The organism is Pseudochelatococcus sp. G4_1912, from assembly GCF_047501465.1.
In the GTDB taxonomy this organism is placed as follows: Bacteria; Pseudomonadota; Alphaproteobacteria; order Rhizobiales; family Beijerinckiaceae; genus Pseudochelatococcus.
Genome location: NZ_JAZDRL010000001.1, coordinates 1,434,905 through 1,454,445, shown reverse-complemented (window position 1 = coordinate 1,454,445; position 19,541 = coordinate 1,434,905). Strand labels below are relative to the sequence as shown.

The 19,541-nt window shown below is 53.9% G+C and carries 20 protein-coding genes; 8 read left to right on the top strand and 12 right to left on the bottom strand.

Translation table 11 applies throughout. The features are described 5' to 3' along the window. Window positions 1–28: 28 nt before the first annotated feature. The 9 genes from VRZ32_RS06560 to VRZ32_RS06520 all read right to left on the bottom strand — a co-directional run bounded on the left by VRZ32_RS06560 (window position 29) and on the right by VRZ32_RS06520 (window position 6,092). Window positions 29–1,090, bottom strand: coding sequence for a cell envelope biogenesis protein TolA (locus VRZ32_RS06560; protein ID WP_414524871.1), 1,062 nt, complete (start codon window positions 1,088–1,090; stop codon window positions 29–31). Window positions 1,091–1,101: 11 nt separating this feature from the next. After that, entirely contained in the window at window positions 1,102–1,575 is a 474-nt protein-coding gene (locus VRZ32_RS06555; protein WP_414524870.1) for an ExbD/TolR family protein, read from the bottom strand. A gap of 20 nt (window positions 1,576–1,595) precedes the next feature. Beyond that, a complete protein-coding gene (gene tolQ / locus VRZ32_RS06550) occupies window positions 1,596–2,312 on the bottom strand; it encodes a protein TolQ (RefSeq protein ID WP_414524869.1) in 717 nt (238 codons plus the stop codon). A 366-nt stretch (window positions 2,313–2,678) separates the two neighbouring features. After that, complete coding sequence (ybgC, locus tag VRZ32_RS06545) at window positions 2,679–3,146, bottom strand: tol-pal system-associated acyl-CoA thioesterase (RefSeq protein ID WP_414524868.1); 468 nt, start codon at window positions 3,144–3,146, stop codon at window positions 2,679–2,681. Next, entirely contained in the window at window positions 3,136–4,194 is a 1,059-nt protein-coding gene (gene ruvB, locus VRZ32_RS06540) for a Holliday junction branch migration DNA helicase RuvB (protein ID WP_414524867.1), read from the bottom strand. The genes ybgC and ruvB overlap by 11 nt, the downstream gene beginning before the upstream one ends. Beyond that, a complete protein-coding gene (gene ruvA, locus VRZ32_RS06535) occupies window positions 4,191–4,808 on the bottom strand; it encodes a Holliday junction branch migration protein RuvA (RefSeq protein WP_414524866.1) in 618 nt (205 codons plus the stop codon). The genes ruvB and ruvA overlap by 4 nt, the downstream gene beginning before the upstream one ends. Beyond that, a complete protein-coding gene (gene ruvC, locus VRZ32_RS06530) occupies window positions 4,805–5,347 on the bottom strand; it encodes a crossover junction endodeoxyribonuclease RuvC (RefSeq protein ID WP_414524865.1) in 543 nt (180 codons plus the stop codon). Before ruvC ends, ruvA begins: the two co-directional genes overlap by 4 nt. A 77-nt stretch (window positions 5,348–5,424) precedes the next feature. Continuing rightward, window positions 5,425–5,817, bottom strand: a complete 393-nt coding sequence (locus tag VRZ32_RS06525) for a cell division protein ZapA (protein ID WP_414524864.1) — start codon at window positions 5,815–5,817, stop codon at window positions 5,425–5,427. Window positions 5,818–5,819: 2 nt separating this feature from the next. Next, window positions 5,820–6,092: a DUF4164 domain-containing protein gene (locus VRZ32_RS06520; protein ID WP_414524863.1), complete on the bottom strand. Its 273-nt coding sequence runs from the start codon at window positions 6,090–6,092 to the stop codon at window positions 5,820–5,822. A 349-nt stretch (window positions 6,093–6,441) separates the two neighbouring features. Here VRZ32_RS06520 and tkt point away from each other — a divergent pair, with 349 nt between their 5' ends. The 4 genes from tkt (at window position 6,442) to fba (ending at window position 11,863) form a co-directional block, all read left to right on the top strand. Next, window positions 6,442–8,379 (top strand): transketolase, encoded by a 1,938-nt coding sequence (gene tkt / locus VRZ32_RS06515; protein ID WP_414525063.1) that lies wholly within the window; start codon window positions 6,442–6,444, stop codon window positions 8,377–8,379. Between the two features lie 62 nt (window positions 8,380–8,441). After that, entirely contained in the window at window positions 8,442–9,449 is a 1,008-nt protein-coding gene (gap, locus tag VRZ32_RS06510; protein WP_414524862.1) for a type I glyceraldehyde-3-phosphate dehydrogenase, read from the top strand. Window positions 9,450–9,523: 74 nt separating this feature from the next. Beyond that, a complete protein-coding gene (locus VRZ32_RS06505; RefSeq protein ID WP_414524861.1) occupies window positions 9,524–10,720 on the top strand; it encodes a phosphoglycerate kinase in 1,197 nt (398 codons plus the stop codon). 75 nt (window positions 10,721–10,795) lie between these two features. Beyond that, complete coding sequence (fba, locus tag VRZ32_RS06500) at window positions 10,796–11,863, top strand: class II fructose-bisphosphate aldolase (protein WP_414524860.1); 1,068 nt, start codon at window positions 10,796–10,798, stop codon at window positions 11,861–11,863. A gap of 42 nt (window positions 11,864–11,905) precedes the next feature. Here the strand turns inward: fba and VRZ32_RS06495 are convergent, their stop codons facing one another. Together VRZ32_RS06495 and phaR are read right to left on the bottom strand one after the other, a co-directional pair. Further along, window positions 11,906–12,481: a hypothetical protein gene (locus tag VRZ32_RS06495; protein ID WP_414524859.1), complete on the bottom strand. Its 576-nt coding sequence runs from the start codon at window positions 12,479–12,481 to the stop codon at window positions 11,906–11,908. Window positions 12,482–12,681: 200 nt separating this feature from the next. Continuing rightward, window positions 12,682–13,287: a polyhydroxyalkanoate synthesis repressor PhaR gene (gene phaR, locus VRZ32_RS06490; RefSeq protein WP_414525062.1), complete on the bottom strand. Its 606-nt coding sequence runs from the start codon at window positions 13,285–13,287 to the stop codon at window positions 12,682–12,684. A 316-nt stretch (window positions 13,288–13,603) separates the two neighbouring features. On the opposite strand from phaR, the gene VRZ32_RS06485 reads away from it, so the two are divergent. Both VRZ32_RS06485 and phbB read left to right on the top strand, forming a co-directional pair. Beyond that, window positions 13,604–14,782, top strand: a complete 1,179-nt coding sequence (locus tag VRZ32_RS06485; RefSeq protein ID WP_414524858.1) for an acetyl-CoA C-acetyltransferase — start codon at window positions 13,604–13,606, stop codon at window positions 14,780–14,782. Window positions 14,783–15,270: 488 nt separating this feature from the next. Beyond that, on the top strand, window positions 15,271–15,999 hold the full coding sequence (gene phbB, locus VRZ32_RS06480; RefSeq protein WP_414524857.1) for an acetoacetyl-CoA reductase: 729 nt from the start codon (window positions 15,271–15,273) through the stop codon (window positions 15,997–15,999). 44 nt (window positions 16,000–16,043) lie between these two features. Here phbB and gloB read toward each other — a convergent pair whose 3' ends face one another. Further along, a complete protein-coding gene (gloB, locus tag VRZ32_RS06475) occupies window positions 16,044–16,838 on the bottom strand; it encodes a hydroxyacylglutathione hydrolase (RefSeq protein ID WP_414524856.1) in 795 nt (264 codons plus the stop codon). Between the two features lie 403 nt (window positions 16,839–17,241). Here gloB and VRZ32_RS06470 point away from each other — a divergent pair, with 403 nt between their 5' ends. Together VRZ32_RS06470 and VRZ32_RS06465 are read left to right on the top strand one after the other, a co-directional pair. Then, window positions 17,242–17,994, top strand: coding sequence for a class I SAM-dependent methyltransferase (locus VRZ32_RS06470; RefSeq protein ID WP_414524855.1), 753 nt, complete (start codon window positions 17,242–17,244; stop codon window positions 17,992–17,994). A gap of 244 nt (window positions 17,995–18,238) precedes the next feature. Next, window positions 18,239–19,192: an acetyl-CoA carboxylase carboxyltransferase subunit alpha gene (locus VRZ32_RS06465; protein WP_414524854.1), complete on the top strand. Its 954-nt coding sequence runs from the start codon at window positions 18,239–18,241 to the stop codon at window positions 19,190–19,192. Window positions 19,193–19,541: the final 349 nt, after the last annotated feature.

Below are 19,541 nucleotides of genomic sequence, written 5' to 3'. Positions count from 1 at the left end.
GGAATGCTGCCATGGCGAAAACTCCCGATTATCCTAAAAAGTCGCCGGGTGAGGCATCGATTCGCCAATCCCGCCAATCATTGTAATAGGGCGCAAATTGTGCGGGGAACGAATAAGGCGCGCAGCGACGGATTGCACGCATCAGACTTTCCGCAAATGATCGAGAGGCTGCATCGTCTGCGCCACTCACGATCTGCGGCGGAGAAGCCAGCGTTCCATCCTCGTTCAGTGAGACCTTAATAACAGGCGATGAACTTACTTCAGCCAAGCCAGGAGGCGCTGAGAAGCAGCGCCCAATCTGCTCCTTCATCATATTGCCAATAGCGTCGCGCTGCGACAGCGAGAGCTTTGGCGAATTACCAGTGCGCGTACCTGCAGAAGCGGTTTGCATTTCACGCCCTGTAGAACCTGCGGTTTGGGCCTTATCCTTGCTGGCGAGCAATTTCTCAATCGCATCAGTATCGAAAGACTTTTCCGAAGTTGAACGCGAAGCAGCCTTCACGGGCTCCTTATTTACAGCAACCTTTTTCAGCTCTGGCTTCTTTGGCTCGGGTTTAGGCTCGGGCTTTTTTGGTTCAGGCTTTTTAGGCTCAGGTTTTGGTTCCGGCTTAGGCTCGGGTTCGGGCTTGGGTTCCTCAATCTGCGCCACTTCCTGTGGACGTGGCCGCGGCACAGGCGGCGTGGGCGTTGGCACAGTTTCAGCCTGCTTCACAGGCTCTGTCTTTGCAGGTTCGGGCTTAGGCTCTGGCGTCGGCTCAACCGCCGCACGATCTTCCGATTTATCCTCAGCCATAGGCCGCGCCGTTGGTGCCGGCACATCACGCTTGGCCTCTCCAGGATCGGGCTTTTCTTCCTCGATCTCCGCCACTTTATCCACCCGCGGCTTAGGATTTTCCTGCACAGTCTTGGCAGTGCGATCGCCCTTGGTCATCGTCGAAAAAGCTTCGTCGGAAATCACCTCAACGGCAATCGACTCCTGCTGATCAGCGAATTTGGGCGTAGATGAGAACGCAACAACCCCCGCCACCAGCAGCGCTGTATGCACTGCTGCTGAGGCGATAAATCCGGGCTCGTTCTTCGAAAACCGCACAGGGGCTATCCTCAGTTCGATCCGCTTGCATGCTTTTCAGGGTCAGGCTCGGTAATGAGCGCAACCTTCTTGAAACCGGCAGACGTGATGATCGCCATAATTTCCGCCACACGCCCATAATTGACCGCCTTGGAACCACGCACGTAGATGCGTTCTTCCTCTCCCGCCGGCGCAACAGCGCGCAGTTTTTCGACGATTTCGCCATCCGTCAGCTCGGTGTCCATCACAAACACGCTGCCTGCTTCCGTAACAGAAACCGTCAATGGTTTCTGCTCCATATTGAGGGGTTTCGCTGCCGTCTGAGGCAAATCAAGAGGCACGCCAACAACCATCATCGGCGCAGCGACCATAAAGATGATCAGAAGCACAAGCATGACGTCGATAAACGGCGTCATGTTGATTTCAGACATCACCGCAGGCGCTTTTGCCCCCCGACGTCCGCGCCGTCCAGAACCTGATCCGGCTCCACCAACTGACATTCCCATGGAAGCGTCCTCCAGCTCGATCAGGCAGCGGCGCGTTCGTCAATCTGCCGTGACAGGATCGACGAGAACTCATCGGCAAAGCCTTCCAGCTGCGCTTGCAGACGAGTGGCTTCCGATTGCAGCTTGTTGTATGCAATTACCGCAGGAATAGCTGCAAACAGGCCAATCGCCGTAGCAAAAAGCGCCTCAGCAATACCTGGGGCAACAACGGCAAGGCTCGTATTGTTGGATGCGGCAATCGAACGAAAACTCGTCATGATGCCCCAAACCGTGCCAAACAGACCAATAAATGGCGCAGACGAACCAACAGTAGCCAAGACACCAAGACGTGCCTGCAGTTGCTCGCCCTCGCGCTGGATTGCAAGATCAAGAGCGCGATCGATACGCTGCTGCAAACTGCCAACTGTGCGGCGTTGACCATCAAAAGTGCGTTTCCATTCGCGCATCGCAGCCTGAAACAACGCCTCCATACCTTGCACAGGCTGGTTCTCCAGCGAACGGTATAACTCATCAAGCGAACGGCCGGACCAGAAGATTTCCTCAAACCGGTTCATTGAGCGCCTGTAGCGCGCAAATAGCAGCGCTTTATCGATAATAATCGCCCAGCACCAGACGGAAGCAGCAACAAGCCCAAGCATCACAAGCTTGACGACCATATGCGCCTGCCAGAACATGCCAAACAATGAAACCTCGCCAGCAGATGGCAAGGCCGTCTGAATAACGTCGGCGGTGTTCATCGATAGTCCTTTCACAGTGCAGTCACAGCATCAAATCGTACCTATAAGACCAATACATTGCATTGACCTAAACGGATCATCCGTCAGATCGCATGGCAGGCCGGCACCAGTGACGCTTTACCCGTTGTTACTTGCTTATAAATCTGTCGAAATGAGGGCCGGGCCTGTATACTTACGCACTTGCCGATCCGAGCATGGGAGCACCGCGCGAAATCATACGCAGCCAAGATACTCTATCTCTTTATTCGTGCATCCAATTATCCCAAAAATGGCATTCATTTTCTGGTTTGATACAGTTAACCTCATCGATACAAAACACCCGTTATGGTTAACAGGCGGTTACCACGCACTGCAATTATGGTCGTGTCAAGGCTGATCGCCAGACAGGATACGCCGCAAGGCATCAGGAATTCGCGCGGGACGACCACCCATAATCGCAGCGACGCGTACATCGGCGCTCACAATTAGTTCATCACCACGCATAATTTTCTGAATGATGACCAGCGAGGCCCCTCGGACTTCCTGTGTGTGCGTGTGCACTTCAAGTACATCATCCATCAGTGCCGGGCGGTGATAATCAATGGTGAGGCGACGTACGGCGAAGACCAGCCCTTCCCCATCCGCATGCAGCGCAGCCTGTCCAACACCCGCAAGACGTAAGCTATCCGTGCGTCCGCGTTCCAGAAAGCGCAAATAACCCGCATGATAAACAATACCGGAAAAATCCGTATCTTCATAATAAACGCGCACCGGCAGAATATGCGTGCGCTCCTCAAACCGGCCTGCAAGATCAGGCCATGTCTTTTGAGGTGCTGAGGCGCTCTCAAGCGTCATCGATAATTTCCTCGTCAAATAAACCGGTATTGGATGCAACTTGCGGCCTGTCTTCGCGCCGCGGCACTGCAAGCCCCAGATGGGTGAAGGCATGCGCTGTCAACACGCGCCCACGCGGCGTGCGTTGCACAAAACCTTGCTGGATCAGGTAGGGCTCTATGATTTCCTCAATCGCATCGCGTGGCTCAGATAACGCTGCCGCGATGGTTTCGATGCCCACAGGCCCACCACCAAAGGATTTCGCCACCATAGACAAATAGCGCCGATCCATCAGATCCAATCCCGCGCTATCAACTTCCAGCAACTGCAAGGCGCGGTCTGCGATAGTACGCGTGATGGTGTCAGAACCGCCAACCACGGCAAAATCCCGCACCCGTCGCAACAAACGTCCCGCAATACGGGGCGTGCCACGCGCGCGGCGTGCAATCTCGTTCGCGCCATCCGGGGTCATACCAACACCAATAACCTTGGCACCGCGGGTGACAATCAGCTCCAGCTCTTCCACCGTATAGAACTGCAGCCTGATTGGAATACCGAAGCGGTCTCGCAGAGGCGTCGTCAGCAGCCCCTGCCGTGTTGTTGCCCCTACGAGCGTAAACTTTGGCAGATCAATCTTGACCGAACGCGCAGCCGGGCCCTCACCGATGATAAGGTCAAGCTGGTAATCCTCCATCGCAGGATAGAGAATTTCTTCAACCGATGGATTGAGGCGATGAATTTCATCGATAAACAACACATCGCGCTCATCGAGATTGGTTAGCTGCGCTGCAAGATCACCTGCTTTGGCGATCACCGGCCCGGAGGTCGAGCGAAAATTTACCCCAAGCTCACGCGCAACAATCTGCGCCAACGTTGTCTTGCCCAGCCCAGGCGGACCAACGAACAACACGTGATCGAGCGCATCACCCCGGGATTTCGCCGCCTCAATAAATACGGAAAGATTAGATCGCGCTTGCGCCTGACCGATAAACTCGCCAAGCGCCAACGGGCGTAACGATAATTCCTGATCCGCCGCCTGCTCGTGCGGTGTGAGCACGCCCTTGCTCATGAGGCAAGCTCCCTAAGCGCCAGACGAATAAGCTTCGCCGTCTCTGCCGCTTCCCCCGCCTGCTCGGCAACGGAAGCAACTGCGCGCGCGGCCTGTGGCTCGCCATATCCCAGATTGACCAGCGCAGACACAGCATCCGTCAGCGGCTGTGGTGCATTATCAAGTGCGGCTGGGGCGAGCGGCGCAACCGTCTCCCCAGGTCCGGCCACAAAGGCTGGCGCTTTATCCTTCAACTCGGTTGTGATGCGCACGGCAAGACGAGGTCCAACACCCGGCGCTCGTGATAAAGCTGCCTTATCGCCACGCGCAATTGCTGAAGTAAGAGCTGCGGGATCCAGCGCAGACAGAATGCCAAGAGCCACCTTTGCGCCAACGCCCTGCACGGTTTGCAGCAAGCGGAAGCACTCGCGCTCAGCATCCGAACGAAAACCAAACAGACGGATCATATCCTCACGCACCACCGTCTCGATTGCCAGCGTCGCCGCCTCCCCGATTGAGGGAAGCGCCTGCAGCGTGCGTGACGAGCAATGCACAACATAACCAACGCCATGGACATCAAGGATAACGTAATCCTCGCCCTGTGAATCCACCACGCCTTTTAATTTACCGATCATGATGCCACCCGTGTTGACCCTGCCCGTGCCATGGTGCGGCTCAATAAATCGTGCGATTTGCGATGATGGGCATGTGTAATTGCAACGGCGAGCGCATCCGCCGCATCAGGTGTTTTGGCATTCGACAAAGGAAGCAGAACCTTGATCATCGCTGCAATCTGCGCTTTTTCGGCATGCCCCACGCCAACCACCGTCTTTTTAACCTGATTAGCAGCGTATTCAGCCACCGAAAGCCCGCGAAGCGCCGGAACAAGCAACGCCACAGCACGGGCGTGGCCCAATTTCAGCGTGGCCTGCGCATCTTTATTGACGAATGTCTCTTCCACGGCCACTTCGTCCGGCACCCAGACATCCGCAATCTGCGTCAGGCCATCATGCAGTTGTCGTAGGCGCTCGGCCAGAGACAAATCACCATCTGATTGAATGCACCCACAGCCAAGAAACGACAGGCGCGATCCATCGATAGCGATCATGCCCCATCCCATACGGCGTAAGCCCGGGTCTATCCCTAAAATGCGAATCACTTGTCTTCCTGTCATGCATCATGCTCTAACAGAAACAAACGGGGAACGCACTCACTCTATTGGCCGCAACCGTGGAAAACGCTATTTTGCTGCTACGCTTGGACAGTCGGCGTGAGATCCGATGTGATGTTTTCCACCCGCTCAGCGGCATCATTAATGGCCTGGGCGAATTGCGCTTCCTGAGAATCCGCACGGGCTTTTTCTTCTGCAAGCTGTGCGCGAAGCGCGTTTAGCGCCTCTTCCTGTACGGCAAAGCGACGCTCCGTTTCCGCGAGATCGTCGGCCATTGAGAAGGCCGCCATCACTGTCAAACGCAGATCATCAATTGCCCCGAACGCCTCCCGCAGCTCACCAATCCGCATATCAACCTTGGCAGCAAGCTCTTCGATGCGCGCTTCATCACCGGCTTCACAGGCCATGCGGTAGCTGCGCCCAGCAATTGAAACGCTAACGTGAGCAACGGTGATATTGGCGCCTTGCGTCATTCCTAATTCCCTCGCTCGCCGGCGAGCACTTCTTCTACTTTGCCAAGTGCCGTAGCAAGCCGCTCATCGATACTGCTCGCAACCGCTTCCAGCTGCCCAAGTCGCGCCAATGCACCATCCAGCTCCACAGCCAGACGTGCGCGATCATCCTGCATCAAGGCAAGTTCCGTTGGCAGGTCGCCGCCGCGCCTGTCCAGCTCCACCCGCCGAACACTCGTGCGCTCTAGTGAACCGATAGCGGCATCAAGCCTCTTCAAAGCGTCAGCAAGCGACATGATCCTGCCCTCTTCCGAGAGTATGCGAAACTAATACCTGTCAATTTACCATATGCGTGCTGCTTTCTTTTATGAAAGTGCAGCGTCATGGTATCGCCACCAAGCGTTCTTTGATGCAACACAAAAGGGACTTCCATGCAAGGTGAACGGCAGATTCATGCACGTCAATATGCCTAACCCTCATGTTCTGTTTTGACATGGGGATACAGCCTGCTATCAAGCCGGATTATAAGCATGGCTTTCAGCCGGCAGATTTACAGATTCATACGCGCACGAAGACCAGAGGATTTCATCCGTGACAGCACCAGTCGAGCACAAACAGCTTGCGAACGCCATCCGCGCCCTTGCAATGGATTCGGTTGAGAAGGCAAAATCCGGCCATCCTGGCCTTCCTCTCGGCATGGCCGATGTCGCAACCGTGTTGTTCTCACGTTTTATGAAGTTCGACGCGACGAACCCTGGCTGGCCTGACCGCGACCGCTTCATCCTCTCGGCGGGTCATGGTTCCACGCTGCTTTACGCCCTCCTCTATCTCACGGGCGCTCCTTCTGTAACGCTGGATGAACTCAAGAATTTCCGCCAGCTTGGCTCAAAAACGCCAGGTCATCCCGAGAATTTCATCACGGATGGCATCGAGACCACCACCGGCCCCCTCGGCCAGGGTCTTGCAACGGCTGTCGGCTTCGCCCTCGCTGAGCGCATGCTCAATGCTGAGTATGGCGATAAGCTGGTCGATCACTTTACATATGTGCTCGCTTCCGACGGCGACTTGATGGAAGGTATCAGCCAGGAAGCCATCGCACTTGCTGGCCACCTCAAGCTTAACCGCATGATCGTGCTGTTTGACGATAACGGCATCTCCATCGATGGTCCGCTGTCGCTGGCTGATTCGGTGGATCAGGTGAAGCGCTTCGAATCAGCCGGCTGGGCTGCTGTGCGCGTTGATGGGCATGATCCTGAAGCTGTTGCTGCTGCTATCGAGGCTGCACGGAAGTCTGATCGTCCAACGCTGATCGCAACAAAGACCACAATTGGCTACGGTTCCCCCAAGAAGGCAGGCACCTCCAAGGCGCACGGTGAACCTCTGGGTGGTGATGAGTTGCTCGCAACCAAGGAAGCGCTGGGCTGGCCACATGGTCCGTTCGAGATTCCTGCTGACATTCTCAATGCATGGCGCAGCTTCGGCACACGCGGCCAGGCAGCGCGTGAAGCATGGCAAGGTCGCCTTGCTGGCGAATCGGAAGCCACACGCCTGGAATTTGCACGCCGCGTAACGGGCGAGATCGATGCTCGCCGTCTACATGCGGCGATCGATGCACTCAAGACGCGTCTCGTGAATGACAAGCCAACCGTCGCGACCCGCAAGGCCAGCGAAATGGCGCTTGAGACGCTGATCGACGAAGTGCCGGAACTGCTGATGGGCTCGGCTGACCTGACGCCTTCCAACAATACCCGCACCAAGGATCTGAAGGCGATTGCGCCTGGTGATTATGCTGGTCGTTACGTGCACTACGGCATCCGCGAGCACGGCATGGCCGCTGCAATGAACGGCATTCTGCTGCATGGTGGTTACCGCCCTGCAGGCGGCACATTCCTTGTGTTTGCTGATTACGCACGCCCTGCCATACGCCTTGCCGCGCTTATGGGCACGCCTGCAATCTACGTGTTCACGCATGATTCCATCGGTCTGGGTGAAGATGGCCCAACCCATCAGCCGGTTGAACACCTTGCAAGCCTGCGTTCTATTCCGAACCTGCGCGTGCTGCGTCCTGCAGATGCCGTGGAAACCGCTGAAGCATGGCAAATTGCGCTTGGCCGCACCACTGGCCCAACGCTGCTTGCCCTCACCCGCCAGAACCTGCCAGCAGTACGTACACAAGCCGCACCGCAGAACCTGTCCGCAACGGGTGCTTACGAGCTATCGCCTGCAATGGGGGAAGCCGTGGCTACGCTGTTTGCTTCTGGTTCAGAGGTTGAAATTGCATTGGCTGCGCAAGCGCTGCTGCATGAGAAGGGCATTGGCACACGTGTGGTTTCCGTGCCATCGCTTGAGCTGTTTCTTGAACAGCCGGACGATGTCCGTAAAGCTGTCATCGGCAACGCCAAGATCAAGGTCGCAATTGAAGCTGCTCTACGCTTCGGTTGGGATGCAGTGATTGACTCGGATGGCATCTTCGTGGGCATGAACGGCTTTGGCGCGAGCGCTCCTTACAAGGAACTCTATGCTCACTTCGGCATTACGGCTGAAGCAGTTGCCGAAAAAGTTATGGCGCGTCACAACGGCTGATACCGCCTTTCATATCTGATTAGCCTCATATCTGTTTAGCCCTTGGGCGAGGAGACACGAAAATGGCAGTCCGCGTAGCAATTAACGGGTTCGGTCGTATTGGACGCAACATCCTGCGCGCTATTGTAGAAAGCGGTCGTACCGATATCGAAGTGGTAGCGATCAACGATCTGGCACCTGTTGAAACCAACGCACATCTGCTGCGGTTCGATTCGGTGCATGGTCGTTTCCCCCATGAAGTCACGGTTGATGGCGACACCATCAATGTCGGCCGCGGCCCAATCAAGGTCACTGCCGTGCGTGATCCGGCCCAGCTTCCGCATGCGGAACTGGGTGTCGATATCGCCATGGAATCGACGGGCATCTTCACTACACGCGCTCAAGCGGCAGCTCATCTGACGGCTGGCGCCAAACGCGTGATCATCTCGGCGCCGGCTGAGGGTGCTGATCTGACTGTTGTTTACGGTGTGAACCACGACAAGCTGACGAAGGAACACCTCGTCATCTCGAACGCATCGTGCACCACAAACTGCCTCGCGCCTGTTGCGAAGGTGCTGAATGATCTGGTCGGCATTGAAAAGGGCTTCATGACGACGGTGCACTCCTACACCAACGATCAGCCCTCGCTCGATCAGGTGCATAAGGATCTGTACCGCGCGCGCGCTGCTGCCTTGTCGATGATCCCAACCTCGACGGGTGCTGCCAAGGCTGTCGGCCTCGTGCTGCCAGAGCTTAACGGCAAGCTGGATGGCACCGCGATCCGCGTGCCAACACCTAACGTGTCGGTAGTGGACTTCAAGTTCATTGCCCGTCGTGCCACCACCGTGGCAGAGATCAACGAAGCGATCATCGCAGCATCAAATGGCGCGCTGAAAGGCGTGCTTGGCTTCACCGCTGTGCCGAACGTCTCGATTGACTTCAACCACGATGGACATTCATCGGTGTTTGCGCTTGATCAGACGAAGGTTCTGGATGGCACGCTGGTGCGCGTACTGAGCTGGTATGACAACGAGTGGGGCTTCTCCAACCGTATGTCGGATACGGCAGTCGTGCTCGGTTCGCTGATCTGATGCTTTGAAAGGCGCGGCATTGTCCGCGCCTTTTCCACTTTTTACGAGACCTCTTATTGCCGGAGTTTGCCTCGATGACAGCTTTTCGCACACTTGATGATGCAGCTGTAAAGGGTCAGCGCGTTCTCGTGCGTGTCGACCTTAATGTACCGAAAGATGAGCACGGCCACATTACGGACAACACGCGCATTGTGCGCGCGATGCCCACGATACGCGAGCTGGCTGACAGAGGTGCGCGCGTTGTCATTCTGTCGCACTTTGGCCGTCCGAAAGGGCATGATCCCAAGGAAAGCCTTCGCCCGCTGGCAAGCGCCTCTTCTAAAGTGCTGGGCAAGCATATTACCTTTTGCGAAGACACCATCGGTGAAAAAGCCGAGGCTGCTGTTGCCGCACTAAAGGATGGCGAGGTGCTGCTGCTTGAAAACACTCGTTTCCACGCTGGCGAGAAAAAAAATGATCCTGAGTTTGTAAAGGATCTGGCGCGCCTTGGTGATTTATATGTCAACGATGCTTTCTCTGCGGCACACCGGGCGCATGCATCAACTGAAGGGCTGGCACATGTGCTGCCATCCTTCGCCGGCCGCGCGATGCAAGCGGAGCTGGTAGCGCTCTCGAAGGGCCTTGAGCATCCCAACCGGCCTGTGGTCGCAATTGTGGGTGGCGCGAAGGTTTCCACCAAGCTTGATCTGTTGGAAAATCTCGTTACCCGCGTTGATGCCCTTGTTGTGGGTGGTGGCATGGCTAACACATTCCTGCTGGCTCAGGGGGCAGGGATCGGCAAGTCTTTGGCTGAACGCGACCTCACCGATACAGCACTGCGCATCATGGCGGCGGCAGACAAGCATGGCTGCAGCATCATTCTGCCGGTTGATGCCGTTGTTGCCTGGGATTTCAAGGCGGGCGCGCATAGTCAGGCTTATGGTCTTGATGCAATTCCTGCTGACGGCATGATTCTTGATATCGGGCCGCAGTCCATTGAACGTGTACACGCAGCTATTGATGATGCAGCGACCCTCGTCTGGAATGGTCCTCTTGGTGCGTTCGAACTAGAGCCGTTTGACCGTGGTACAGTCGCAGCAGCGCAACACGCTGCAGAGCGCACCAAAGCTGGCAAGCTGGTTTCGGTAGCAGGTGGCGGCGATACAATCGCAGCGCTTAACAAAGCCCATGCTGCGGATGATTTCAGCTATGTTTCAACGGCTGGCGGCGCATTTCTGGAATGGCTTGAGGGTAAAACCCTGCCAGGTGTCGCAGCCCTCACTCAGCCTTGAGTTTGAAAAACGAGTGGTGGTGTTATTCCGCCATCAAAAATAATTGTCTACACGCTTCGTTTAGGAGGACGCCCCTTGGCCCGCATTACCCTTAGACAGCTTCTCGATCACGCAGCAGAACACAGCTATGGCGTGCCCGCGTTCAATATCAATAATATGGAGCAGGGCCTCGCCATCATGGCGGCGGCGGATGCTGTTGATGCGCCGGTTATCATTCAGGCCAGCCGCGGCGCGCGCTCCTATGCCAACGATATTATGCTTGCCCGAATGATCGATGCGTTGGTTGAGATTTACCCGCACATCCCCGTCTGTATGCATCTGGACCACGGCAATGCTGAGCCCACCTGCGTCACTGCACTGCAAAACGGCTTCACTTCGGTGATGATGGACGGCTCGCTGATGGCCGATGGCAAAACGCCTGCTGATTACGAATATAATGTCGGCATCACCAAGCGCGTTGCTGATATTGCGCATTGGGGCGGCGCTTCGGTTGAGGGTGAGCTTGGCGTACTCGGCTCGCTAGAAACCGGCGAAGGCGATAAGGAAGACGGCCATGGCGCTGAAGGCAAGTTATCACACGATCAGCTGCTGACCGATCCTGATCAGGCTGTAGACTTCGTGAGGAAGACCAAGGTTGATGCACTCGCCATCGCCATGGGCACCTCGCATGGCGCCTACAAGTTCAGCCGCAAGCCTGATGGCGACATCCTGGCGATGAACGTGATCGAAGAAATCCATAAACGCCTGCCAAATGTGCACCTTGTGATGCATGGATCGTCGTCGGTGCCACAGGATCTTCAGGACATCATCAACGCCCATGGTGGTGAGATGCCACAAACGTGGGGCGTGCCAGTGGAAGAAATCATCCGCGGCATCAAGCATGGCGTGCGCAAGGTTAATATCGATACTGATAACCGCCTCGCGATGACGGGCGCAATCCGCAAGGTGCTGAGCACCAACACGGCAGAATTCGATCCGCGCAAGTATCTCAAGCCCGCTATGGAAGCAATGACCAAGCTTTGCCAGCTGCGCCTTGAGCAATTTGGCACGGCGGGCAACGCTTCAAAGATCAAGGTGCTGGCGCTTGATGTCATGGCGAAGCGCTATGCATCCGGCGAGCTCGATCCCAAGATTGCGGGCTAAGATCTCAACAAAAAACGCGGGGCTTCAAACCCCGCGTTTTTTTTAAGACTCTGGATCCACCGCGTGGCAAAATACATTCCCGACATCACCAAATCTTTCCTCTAATGCTCCAATAGCACTTTTTGACAGATAAGACACGCCGCAAACAGCTAAGCCAGCAATATTCATGATCTCAAAAGCAGGCGTATAAACTAAATGAAAAGCACATTCCGTAACTGAATTTATAGTTTTCATCATATTATGTGAAACATCACCTACACTCTCCTTGAACTTGTCTTCAGCACTTTCTATGCCAGTGCGAATAGATGACAATACCCCATTGCCTTCACGATAGTGACGTACCGTATAGAACAATAAGTGCAAAGGAGGAGATACTGCAGCTATCACCACGCTGTATGCTGTATTAAGAACATAAACAACAGGAAGAGCAGCACTCGCTAGACAGCTGATCACTCTACCACAAAATTTATGAGCTTCTTGTGAAAAAGATAAAGATTCTTCATTAAAAGAAAAAGTATATACCGAAGAGCGAGAATGAGAGCGCGGGTCATGCACACAGTCTTCAATAATATCACCGCTAGCTATACTTGCAGCCATTTCAATTATACTCGAAATCATCTTGCCTTAATCCTTGAATAAAGTTATTTTTTCCGCCGTCCTAAAAATCACTAATCATATCAGCTCTTTATTCTTGCGTCTTTCTATTAATCCTCTGGGCGGTATGCGCTCAAAAGGATCCTAAAAGACACATAGAATTTTCAGCTTAACGCTTTGAAGGCATCATCTGATTATATTCCAACCGATAGAACTGCAAGCTGTTATTTTATCTCTTCTGATTTTTCGCCCGCAATAGCATCCAACTTTGCTTGCATATCGGCCATCTGTTTTTTCAGTATATCGAGCTCTGCTGCATTGTCTGACATTGAAGCTGAAGAAGAGGTCTTCTGGCGTTCAGCCTCATCATTCTTCTGCGCAAAGGGTGTGAACATTCTCAATGCTTCGCTAAACATAGCCATGTTGGAACGAACCTGTTCTTCCATGGCGTGGAATGCTGCGGCTGGCCCAAATGATTGCGCCATTTTTTCACGCAACTTCTGCTGCTCACGGGTAAAATTCTCGATCGAGAACTCAAGATAACTGGGTACGAGCGCTTCCACACTGTCACCGTAGAAGCGGATCAGCTGGCGCAAGAATGCGACTGGTAAAAGCGACTGCCCTTCCTTGCCCTCTTCCTCAAATATGATCTGTGCTAATACCGAGCGTGTAATATCCTCGCCTGATTTGGCATCAAATACGACAAAATCCTCGCCCACACGTACCATTCCCGCCAGATCTTCCAGCGTCACATAAGTGCTGGTTCCTGTGTGATACAGGCGGCGGTTAGCGTATTTTTTGATAACCGTGGGCTTCTTCTCGGTCGTCATGAGTATCCTTACCGTCATGTTGTCGCCGGTTTGTTGCAACTGCCTGCAATAATGATGCAGACTGTCGCTCCAGCGTCTCTCTTGTTAACGATAGGCTGTTCGCGCGTCTGCGCAAACACTTTTCGCTATATGAGGTTACCATCGTGCTTTCACGCACCGATTTATTCGCCTCTTTCAAGTGGTGATAACTGTAAGAGTGCTTGACGCAGCGCCTCCAACACTCAAATTTAGCAGCATGGAAGGAATTTCGCCGTCTATCCCCGGACGAGAATTCCCGCAGAACGTTGTAAAAAACGCTCAATTGGAGATTAATCCTATGGCCTTCAACGATATCGTCATCGTCGCTGCAGCACGCTCGGCAGTTGGCTCTTTCAACGGTTCCTTCGCAACCGTGCCGGCCCATGAACTGGGTGCACAGGTGATTCAAGCGGCCATCGCCCGCGCTGGTATCGAAGCGGGTGACATCGACGAAGTGATTCTCGGCCAGGTGCTGACAGCAGCGCAAGGCCAGAACCCCGCCCGTCAGGCAGCCGTCAATGCCGGTATCCCGGTGGAAAAGACAGCCTGGACGCTTAACCAGGTTTGCGGTTCTGGCCTTCGCGCAGTCGCGCTGGGTGCCCAGCAAATCGCCAATGGTGATGCTACATTCATTCTGGCAGGCGGCCAGGAATCAATGACGCTCTCCCCCCATGCGGCATATCTGCGCGCTGGCCAGAAAATGGGCGATATGAACTTCGTCGACACCATGATCAAAGACGGTCTCTGGGAAGCTTTTAACGGTTATCACATGGGCCAAACAGCCGAGAACGTAGCACTGAAGTACCAGATCTCGCGCGAAGAGCAGGATGCATTCGCCGTTGCATCACAAAACAAAGCCGAAGCTGCCCGCAATGCTGGCAAGTTCAAGGATGAAATCGCCCCTATCACTGTCAAGACTCGCAAGGGCGATGTTGTCGTTGATACCGACGAATATATTCGTGATGGTGCAACACTAGATGCTCTCGCAAAGCTGCGCCCTGCTTTCACCAAGGACGGCACCGTCACCGCTGGTAACGCTTCTGGTATCAATGATGGTGCAGCAGCGCTCATTATTACGACGGCAGCAGAGGCTGAGCGCCGTGGACTGAAGGTGCTCGCACGCATCTCCTCATGGGCAACAGCTGGCGTTGATCCAACGATCATGGGCACGGGCCCCATTCCAGCGGCTCGCAAGGCTCTTGCAAAGGCTGGCTGGAACGTCAACGATCTCGATCTGATCGAAGCCAATGAAGCGTTTGCAGCACAAGCCATCTCAGTCAACCGCGATATGGGCTGGGATACGTCCAAGGTCAATGTGAATGGTGGAGCGATTGCAATCGGACACCCCATCGGGGCATCAGGCGCGCGCATTCTCACCACGCTTCTGCATGAAATGCAGCGCCGCGACGCCAAAAAAGGCCTTGCCACACTTTGCATCGGCGGCGGCATGGGTGTTGCGCTGACTGTTGAGCGCTAGAATCCGCACTGATTGCAAGACTATAACAGCATAAAGCCTGGAGCCGTTCCTTATCATGATAGATGGGGTGCGGCTCTAAATCTTATAATCCTATCGGCAAATTATATACTTTTGATAAGCGTTAATGTCATTCGAAGTCCCGGCCGTAAACTCAACTGGCTTCTTCCGTTTTATAAACGATAAAGCTGCACATATTGCTTGCGATAAAAGACTTGCATTGCCTAAAAAATTGGCAATTGTCACTCTCTCTGATTCATGACATCGCTCACAGTGCTCTTATAAACTTCTGCATTGAAGCGGGCATGTGAATCGGTGAATTTGACCAACAACAATCAATCCTAAGATGATACGGGATCTTCATTCCGCTATCATGCAGCTAAAGCGCTTCAGGGCCCCAAAGGAAGAGATTTTAATCTTTTCCTGCCTGACAGCATCTGTATCAGGGGTAACTAATTCAATGTTCAGACAAAAAAGATAGAGGAAATACCATGACACGGGTAGCGATTGTAACTGGCGGCACGCGCGGAATTGGCGCGGCAATCTCCAAGGCTCTGAAAGCAGCTGGACACAAAGTCATTGCCAATTATGCCGGGAACGACGAAGCAGCATCGGCATTCCAGGCAGAAACCGGCATTCCGGTTGTCAAGTTCGATGTTGGAGATTACGCAGCATCGGCTGAGAAAATTGCAGAGATCGAGCAACAACATGGCCCCATCGATATCGTGGTCAACAACGCGGGTATTACGCGCGATGGCGCATTCCACCGCATGACGCATGAGCAATGGTCACAGGTCATCCGCACAGATCTGGATTGCATGTTCAACGTCACCCGACCTGTTATCGAAGGCATGCGCGCACGCGGCTTTGGACGCATCATTAATATCTCATCGATCAACGGCCAAAAAGGGCAAGCAGGACAAACCAACTACTCCGCCGCAAAGGCTGGCGTGATTGGTTTCAGCAAGGCTCTGGCGCAGGAAAACGCCCCTAAGGGCATTACGGTCAATGTCATCGCCCCTGGCTATATCGATACGGAAATGGTTGCGGCCGTACCGGAAGAAGTGCTGAAGAAGATTATCAGCACCATCCCCAACGGTCGTCTGGGCCGCGCTGAGGAAATCGCTGATGCTGTCGTCTTCCTGGCTTCCGAACAGGCGGGCTACTTCAACGGTTCAGTGCTTAGCATCAACGGTGCGCAGTATATGGCCAACGGCTGATTACCACATATAATGCATCTGATACCCCGTCATCACGCGGGGTATCAGAAGTGGTTCTTACGCTCGCGCAGCTCAGCAAATACTTCTGCTGCCATATGCCCGGTCAATCCAACTGCTGATGCAATCGTGGGATCATCGCCACGTAAGAATGGATTGGTCGCTTTTTCATCAGACATCAGCGACGGAATTGTCAGCCGCCCTTCCTTGCGCAATGCCTCGATAGAACGCGCCCTTTCTTGTAGCGCCTTATTATTAGGATCGATTGTTAGTGAGAATTTAGCATTGGCAAGTGTGTATTCGTGCCCGCAATAGATGCGCGTATCATCCGGCAAATGTCGTAGACCATCAAGAGCGGCCCACATATCCGCTGCATTCCCCTCAAAAATCCGACCACACCCAAGCGCAAATAGGGTATCACCGGCAAAAAGCGCCTTTTCCTTTTCAAACCAATACACGACATGGCCTAAAGTATGTCCGGGCGTGGCAATAACCTTTGCCCTAAGTGATCCAACCATAACCATATCGCCATCAATAACGGTCACATCAACATCACCGATCGCATCACGCTCACTTAAGGGAGCCGTGACACGTACAGAGGGAAAGCGCTGCCTGAGCCCCGGGATTCCGTCGATGTGATCGGCATGCTTATGCGTGATAAGGATATCGGTAAGCGTCCATCCGGTATGTTCAAGCGCGGCAAGAACAGCGTCTGCGTCCGGTGCGTCGATAGAGGCTGTTGCGCCTGTCGTGCGGTCGTGCAAAAGCACGCCGATATTATCCGTCAGAGCAAGAAAAACATATGTTTCTGCGTTTCCTTCATGGGATATGGGGCTATTCATCAAAACCTCACTGGTGCTTGCAACATCAAAACGAACATCACCAAATTGTGCAGCCGCTTTCATCCGATTAGCAAATTAAAATGCATGGGCTCAGTGTTTTGATACATGGGAACCTATGCCTTTTGGATGGATATGCAGTGTTTGCCATTGCAGGCTAACTTCGGAAATCCAATCGAATAACAATCCCGGCATTCTCCGAAAAATATCCTGATACTTATTCATTGCGGTTTGCATTAAAGTAAGTTGAAATGCAGAGTTTGGTGATTTGTGAAAGTCGCAATAAAAAACAATCGCCAGAGCTATCATGGGGTAAAGTCTGGCAAGCACAAAGCACCGCCTTTTGCGAACTCGTTTTCACTGCGGAGTTGCGTGAATAGCGTTGCGCCTTACAATAAGCCCTGTCATGAGCATTGATGTTATAGAACTAAGAAACTTCTATGCCAGCCCCCTTGGTACTGTCGCGCGGCGACTTGTGACGAAGGCTGTCGAGCGCATCTGGCCCCATGCTTACGGCCAGACGGTGCTAGGACTGGGCTATGCAACACCTTATCTGGCAAGTCTGCATGCTAGCGCAGATCGCGTCATCGCTTTCATGCCTTGCGCACAAGGGGTTATCGCATGGCCCCGACCGACATTGAACGCCACGGCCCTTGTTGAGGAAACCGCGCTCCCTCTGCAAATCGGCAGTGTAGACCGCATCATCATTGCGCATGCGCTGGAGACTGCGGACTCTCCACAAGCCCTTATGGAGGAAGCATGGCGGGTGCTCACGCCCGGGGGGAAAGTGATCATTATCGTGCCCAACCGACGCGGATTATGGACACGTATGGACACAACTCCTTTTGGCCAGGGGCAGCCCTTCAGCCGCTCACAGCTTTCATCCTTGCTGCAAGCCAGCCTTTTTGCGCCTGAGACATGGGGAGAAGCCTTATATATCCCACCCGTGCCCCGTCCGCTTGCGCTGCGTTCTGCCGTAGCTTGGGAGCGAATTGGCGCAGGATTATCGTTACCCTTTGCAGGCGTGCATGTTCTGGAAGCGGTCAAGCAACTCTACAGACCGGTTTCCGCACGCAAAACCGCAACATCTCGACGCCTTTCACCCGCACTGATGCCCGCCTCTTCAATGCAACATACCCATCATTCTGACAGTCATTAATAGCCTGAATCCCTGCAATGGTTGCGGATTCCCCCTTTTGCAGATGCACAACAATTGTCGCTAAAGGCAGAAAGTGAGTTGACAGCATGCCTGAAAGCCTGCCAAGGGGCCATACGTGCAATGTTTATGCATTGTGCCCTTGACTTGACGGCTCAGCAACGCCAAGGTCCGCGCACGTTGGGGCGACCTTTGACTTCAAAGGCACAACCGTAACCTTTAATGATGTAACAATTGGCGAATGTGAATGCGAAGCTATCTCGATTTTGAAAAACCCGTTGCCGAACTCGAAGCGAAAATCGAGGAACTGCGGGCGCTTGCTGATTCGGGAAATGCTGTCGCGATCGGCGATGAAATCACGCATCTTGAGACAAAATCGCGTCGGGCATTGTCAGATCTGTATACGGCGCTCACACCCTGGCAGAAGACCATGGTGGCCCGCCATCCACAGCGACCGCATTTTGTTGATTATTGTGCAGAGCTAATCACCGACTTCACCCCACTCGCCGGGGATCGTAAATTCGGCGAAGACGAAGCCATCATCGGTGGTCTGGGCCGCTTCCGAGGCGAAAGCGTTTGTATCATCGGGCAAGAAAAAGGCTCGTCGACAGAAACACGCCTCAAGCATAATTTTGGCATGGCCCGCCCGGAAGGCTATCGCAAAGCTGTGCGATTGATGGAGCTTGCCAGCCGGTTTGACCTGCCGGTCATTACCTTTGTCGATACAGCAGGTGCATATCCTGGTATCGGCGCGGAAGAGCGCGGACAGGCAGAAGCCATCGCCCGCTCTACTGATGCATGCTTGATGCTGCCGACGCCTAACGTATCGGTTATTATCGGCGAAGGCGGATCAGGGGGCGCAATTGCGCTAGCAACCGCGAATCGTGTGCTAATGCTGGAGCACTCTGTTTACTCCGTCATTTCTCCAGAAGGTGCGGCTTCTATCCTTTGGCGCGATCCAACCCGTGCACAGGACGCCGCCACTGCTATGAAGATCACCGCGCAGGATTTGCTGCGGTTCCAGATTATTGATGCCATCATTCCAGAGCCCGCAGGCGGTGCACATCGCAACCCAAAGGCAGCAATCAACGCTGCTGGCGATGCAATTGCGGCCTCGTTGCAGGATCTTGCTGGCCTCTCACCAGTAGAGATCAAGCGAGCACGTGCAGATAAGTTCCTCGCCATTGGGCGGAAACTGTAAGTATCCCATCGGGTATATCCTGTTGACTCATCATATGCGGCTGGCCCCCAAGGCCAGCCGTTGTGCTTTGTAAGGGCCGGTTATAGCTGCACTCGACAAGGCCGGACATCACTCACCTGCATGTGATTGTCGTATTGCGCACCAAGCACGTCTACGGAAGTTGGCGATTTTCTTTCTTACTGCGTTTATGCGCTCCGCAATTGATGCCACTGAGCCACCTTCCTTTGAGCTCATCAAAATCCACTGTTTCGCATTCCCCACATATTACAAGTACATACTTAAGGCGACATTTATATAAAATTCAATATAAATACTCTATATATTTTTGCTTATGCATAAAAATCCATTC

What these genes read in the sequence shown, in the direction of transcription:
- gap (WP_414524862.1), top strand. Translation starts at nt 8,442, where the DNA reads ATGGCAGTCCGCGTAGCAATTAACGGGTTCGGTCGTATTGGACGCAAC.
- tolQ (WP_414524869.1), bottom strand. Translation starts at nt 2,312, where the DNA reads ATGAACACCGCCGACGTTATTCAGACGGCCTTGCCATCTGCTGGCGAG.
- VRZ32_RS06470 (WP_414524855.1), top strand. Translation starts at nt 17,242, where the DNA reads ATGAGCATTGATGTTATAGAACTAAGAAACTTCTATGCCAGCCCCCTT.
- ybgC (WP_414524868.1), bottom strand. Translation starts at nt 3,146, where the DNA reads ATGACGCTTGAGAGCGCCTCAGCACCTCAAAAGACATGGCCTGATCTT.
- VRZ32_RS06555 (WP_414524870.1), bottom strand. Translation starts at nt 1,575, where the DNA reads ATGGGAATGTCAGTTGGTGGAGCCGGATCAGGTTCTGGACGGCGCGGA.
- tkt (WP_414525063.1), top strand. Translation starts at nt 6,442, where the DNA reads ATGGATTCGGTTGAGAAGGCAAAATCCGGCCATCCTGGCCTTCCTCTC.
- VRZ32_RS06505 (WP_414524861.1), top strand. Translation starts at nt 9,524, where the DNA reads ATGACAGCTTTTCGCACACTTGATGATGCAGCTGTAAAGGGTCAGCGC.
- VRZ32_RS06525 (WP_414524864.1), bottom strand. Translation starts at nt 5,817, where the DNA reads ATGACGCAAGGCGCCAATATCACCGTTGCTCACGTTAGCGTTTCAATT.
- VRZ32_RS06485 (WP_414524858.1), top strand. Translation starts at nt 13,604, where the DNA reads ATGGCCTTCAACGATATCGTCATCGTCGCTGCAGCACGCTCGGCAGTT.
- ruvA (WP_414524866.1), bottom strand. Translation starts at nt 4,808, where the DNA reads ATGATCGGTAAATTAAAAGGCGTGGTGGATTCACAGGGCGAGGATTAC.
- gloB (WP_414524856.1), bottom strand. Translation starts at nt 16,838, where the DNA reads ATGAATAGCCCCATATCCCATGAAGGAAACGCAGAAACATATGTTTTT.
- phaR (WP_414525062.1), bottom strand. Translation starts at nt 13,287, where the DNA reads ATGACGACCGAGAAGAAGCCCACGGTTATCAAAAAATACGCTAACCGC.
- VRZ32_RS06465 (WP_414524854.1), top strand. Translation starts at nt 18,239, where the DNA reads ATGCGAAGCTATCTCGATTTTGAAAAACCCGTTGCCGAACTCGAAGCG.
- VRZ32_RS06520 (WP_414524863.1), bottom strand. Translation starts at nt 6,092, where the DNA reads ATGTCGCTTGCTGACGCTTTGAAGAGGCTTGATGCCGCTATCGGTTCA.
- VRZ32_RS06495 (WP_414524859.1), bottom strand. Translation starts at nt 12,481, where the DNA reads ATGATTTCGAGTATAATTGAAATGGCTGCAAGTATAGCTAGCGGTGAT.
- ruvB (WP_414524867.1), bottom strand. Translation starts at nt 4,194, where the DNA reads ATGAGCAAGGGCGTGCTCACACCGCACGAGCAGGCGGCGGATCAGGAA.
- phbB (WP_414524857.1), top strand. Translation starts at nt 15,271, where the DNA reads ATGACACGGGTAGCGATTGTAACTGGCGGCACGCGCGGAATTGGCGCG.
- ruvC (WP_414524865.1), bottom strand. Translation starts at nt 5,347, where the DNA reads ATGACAGGAAGACAAGTGATTCGCATTTTAGGGATAGACCCGGGCTTA.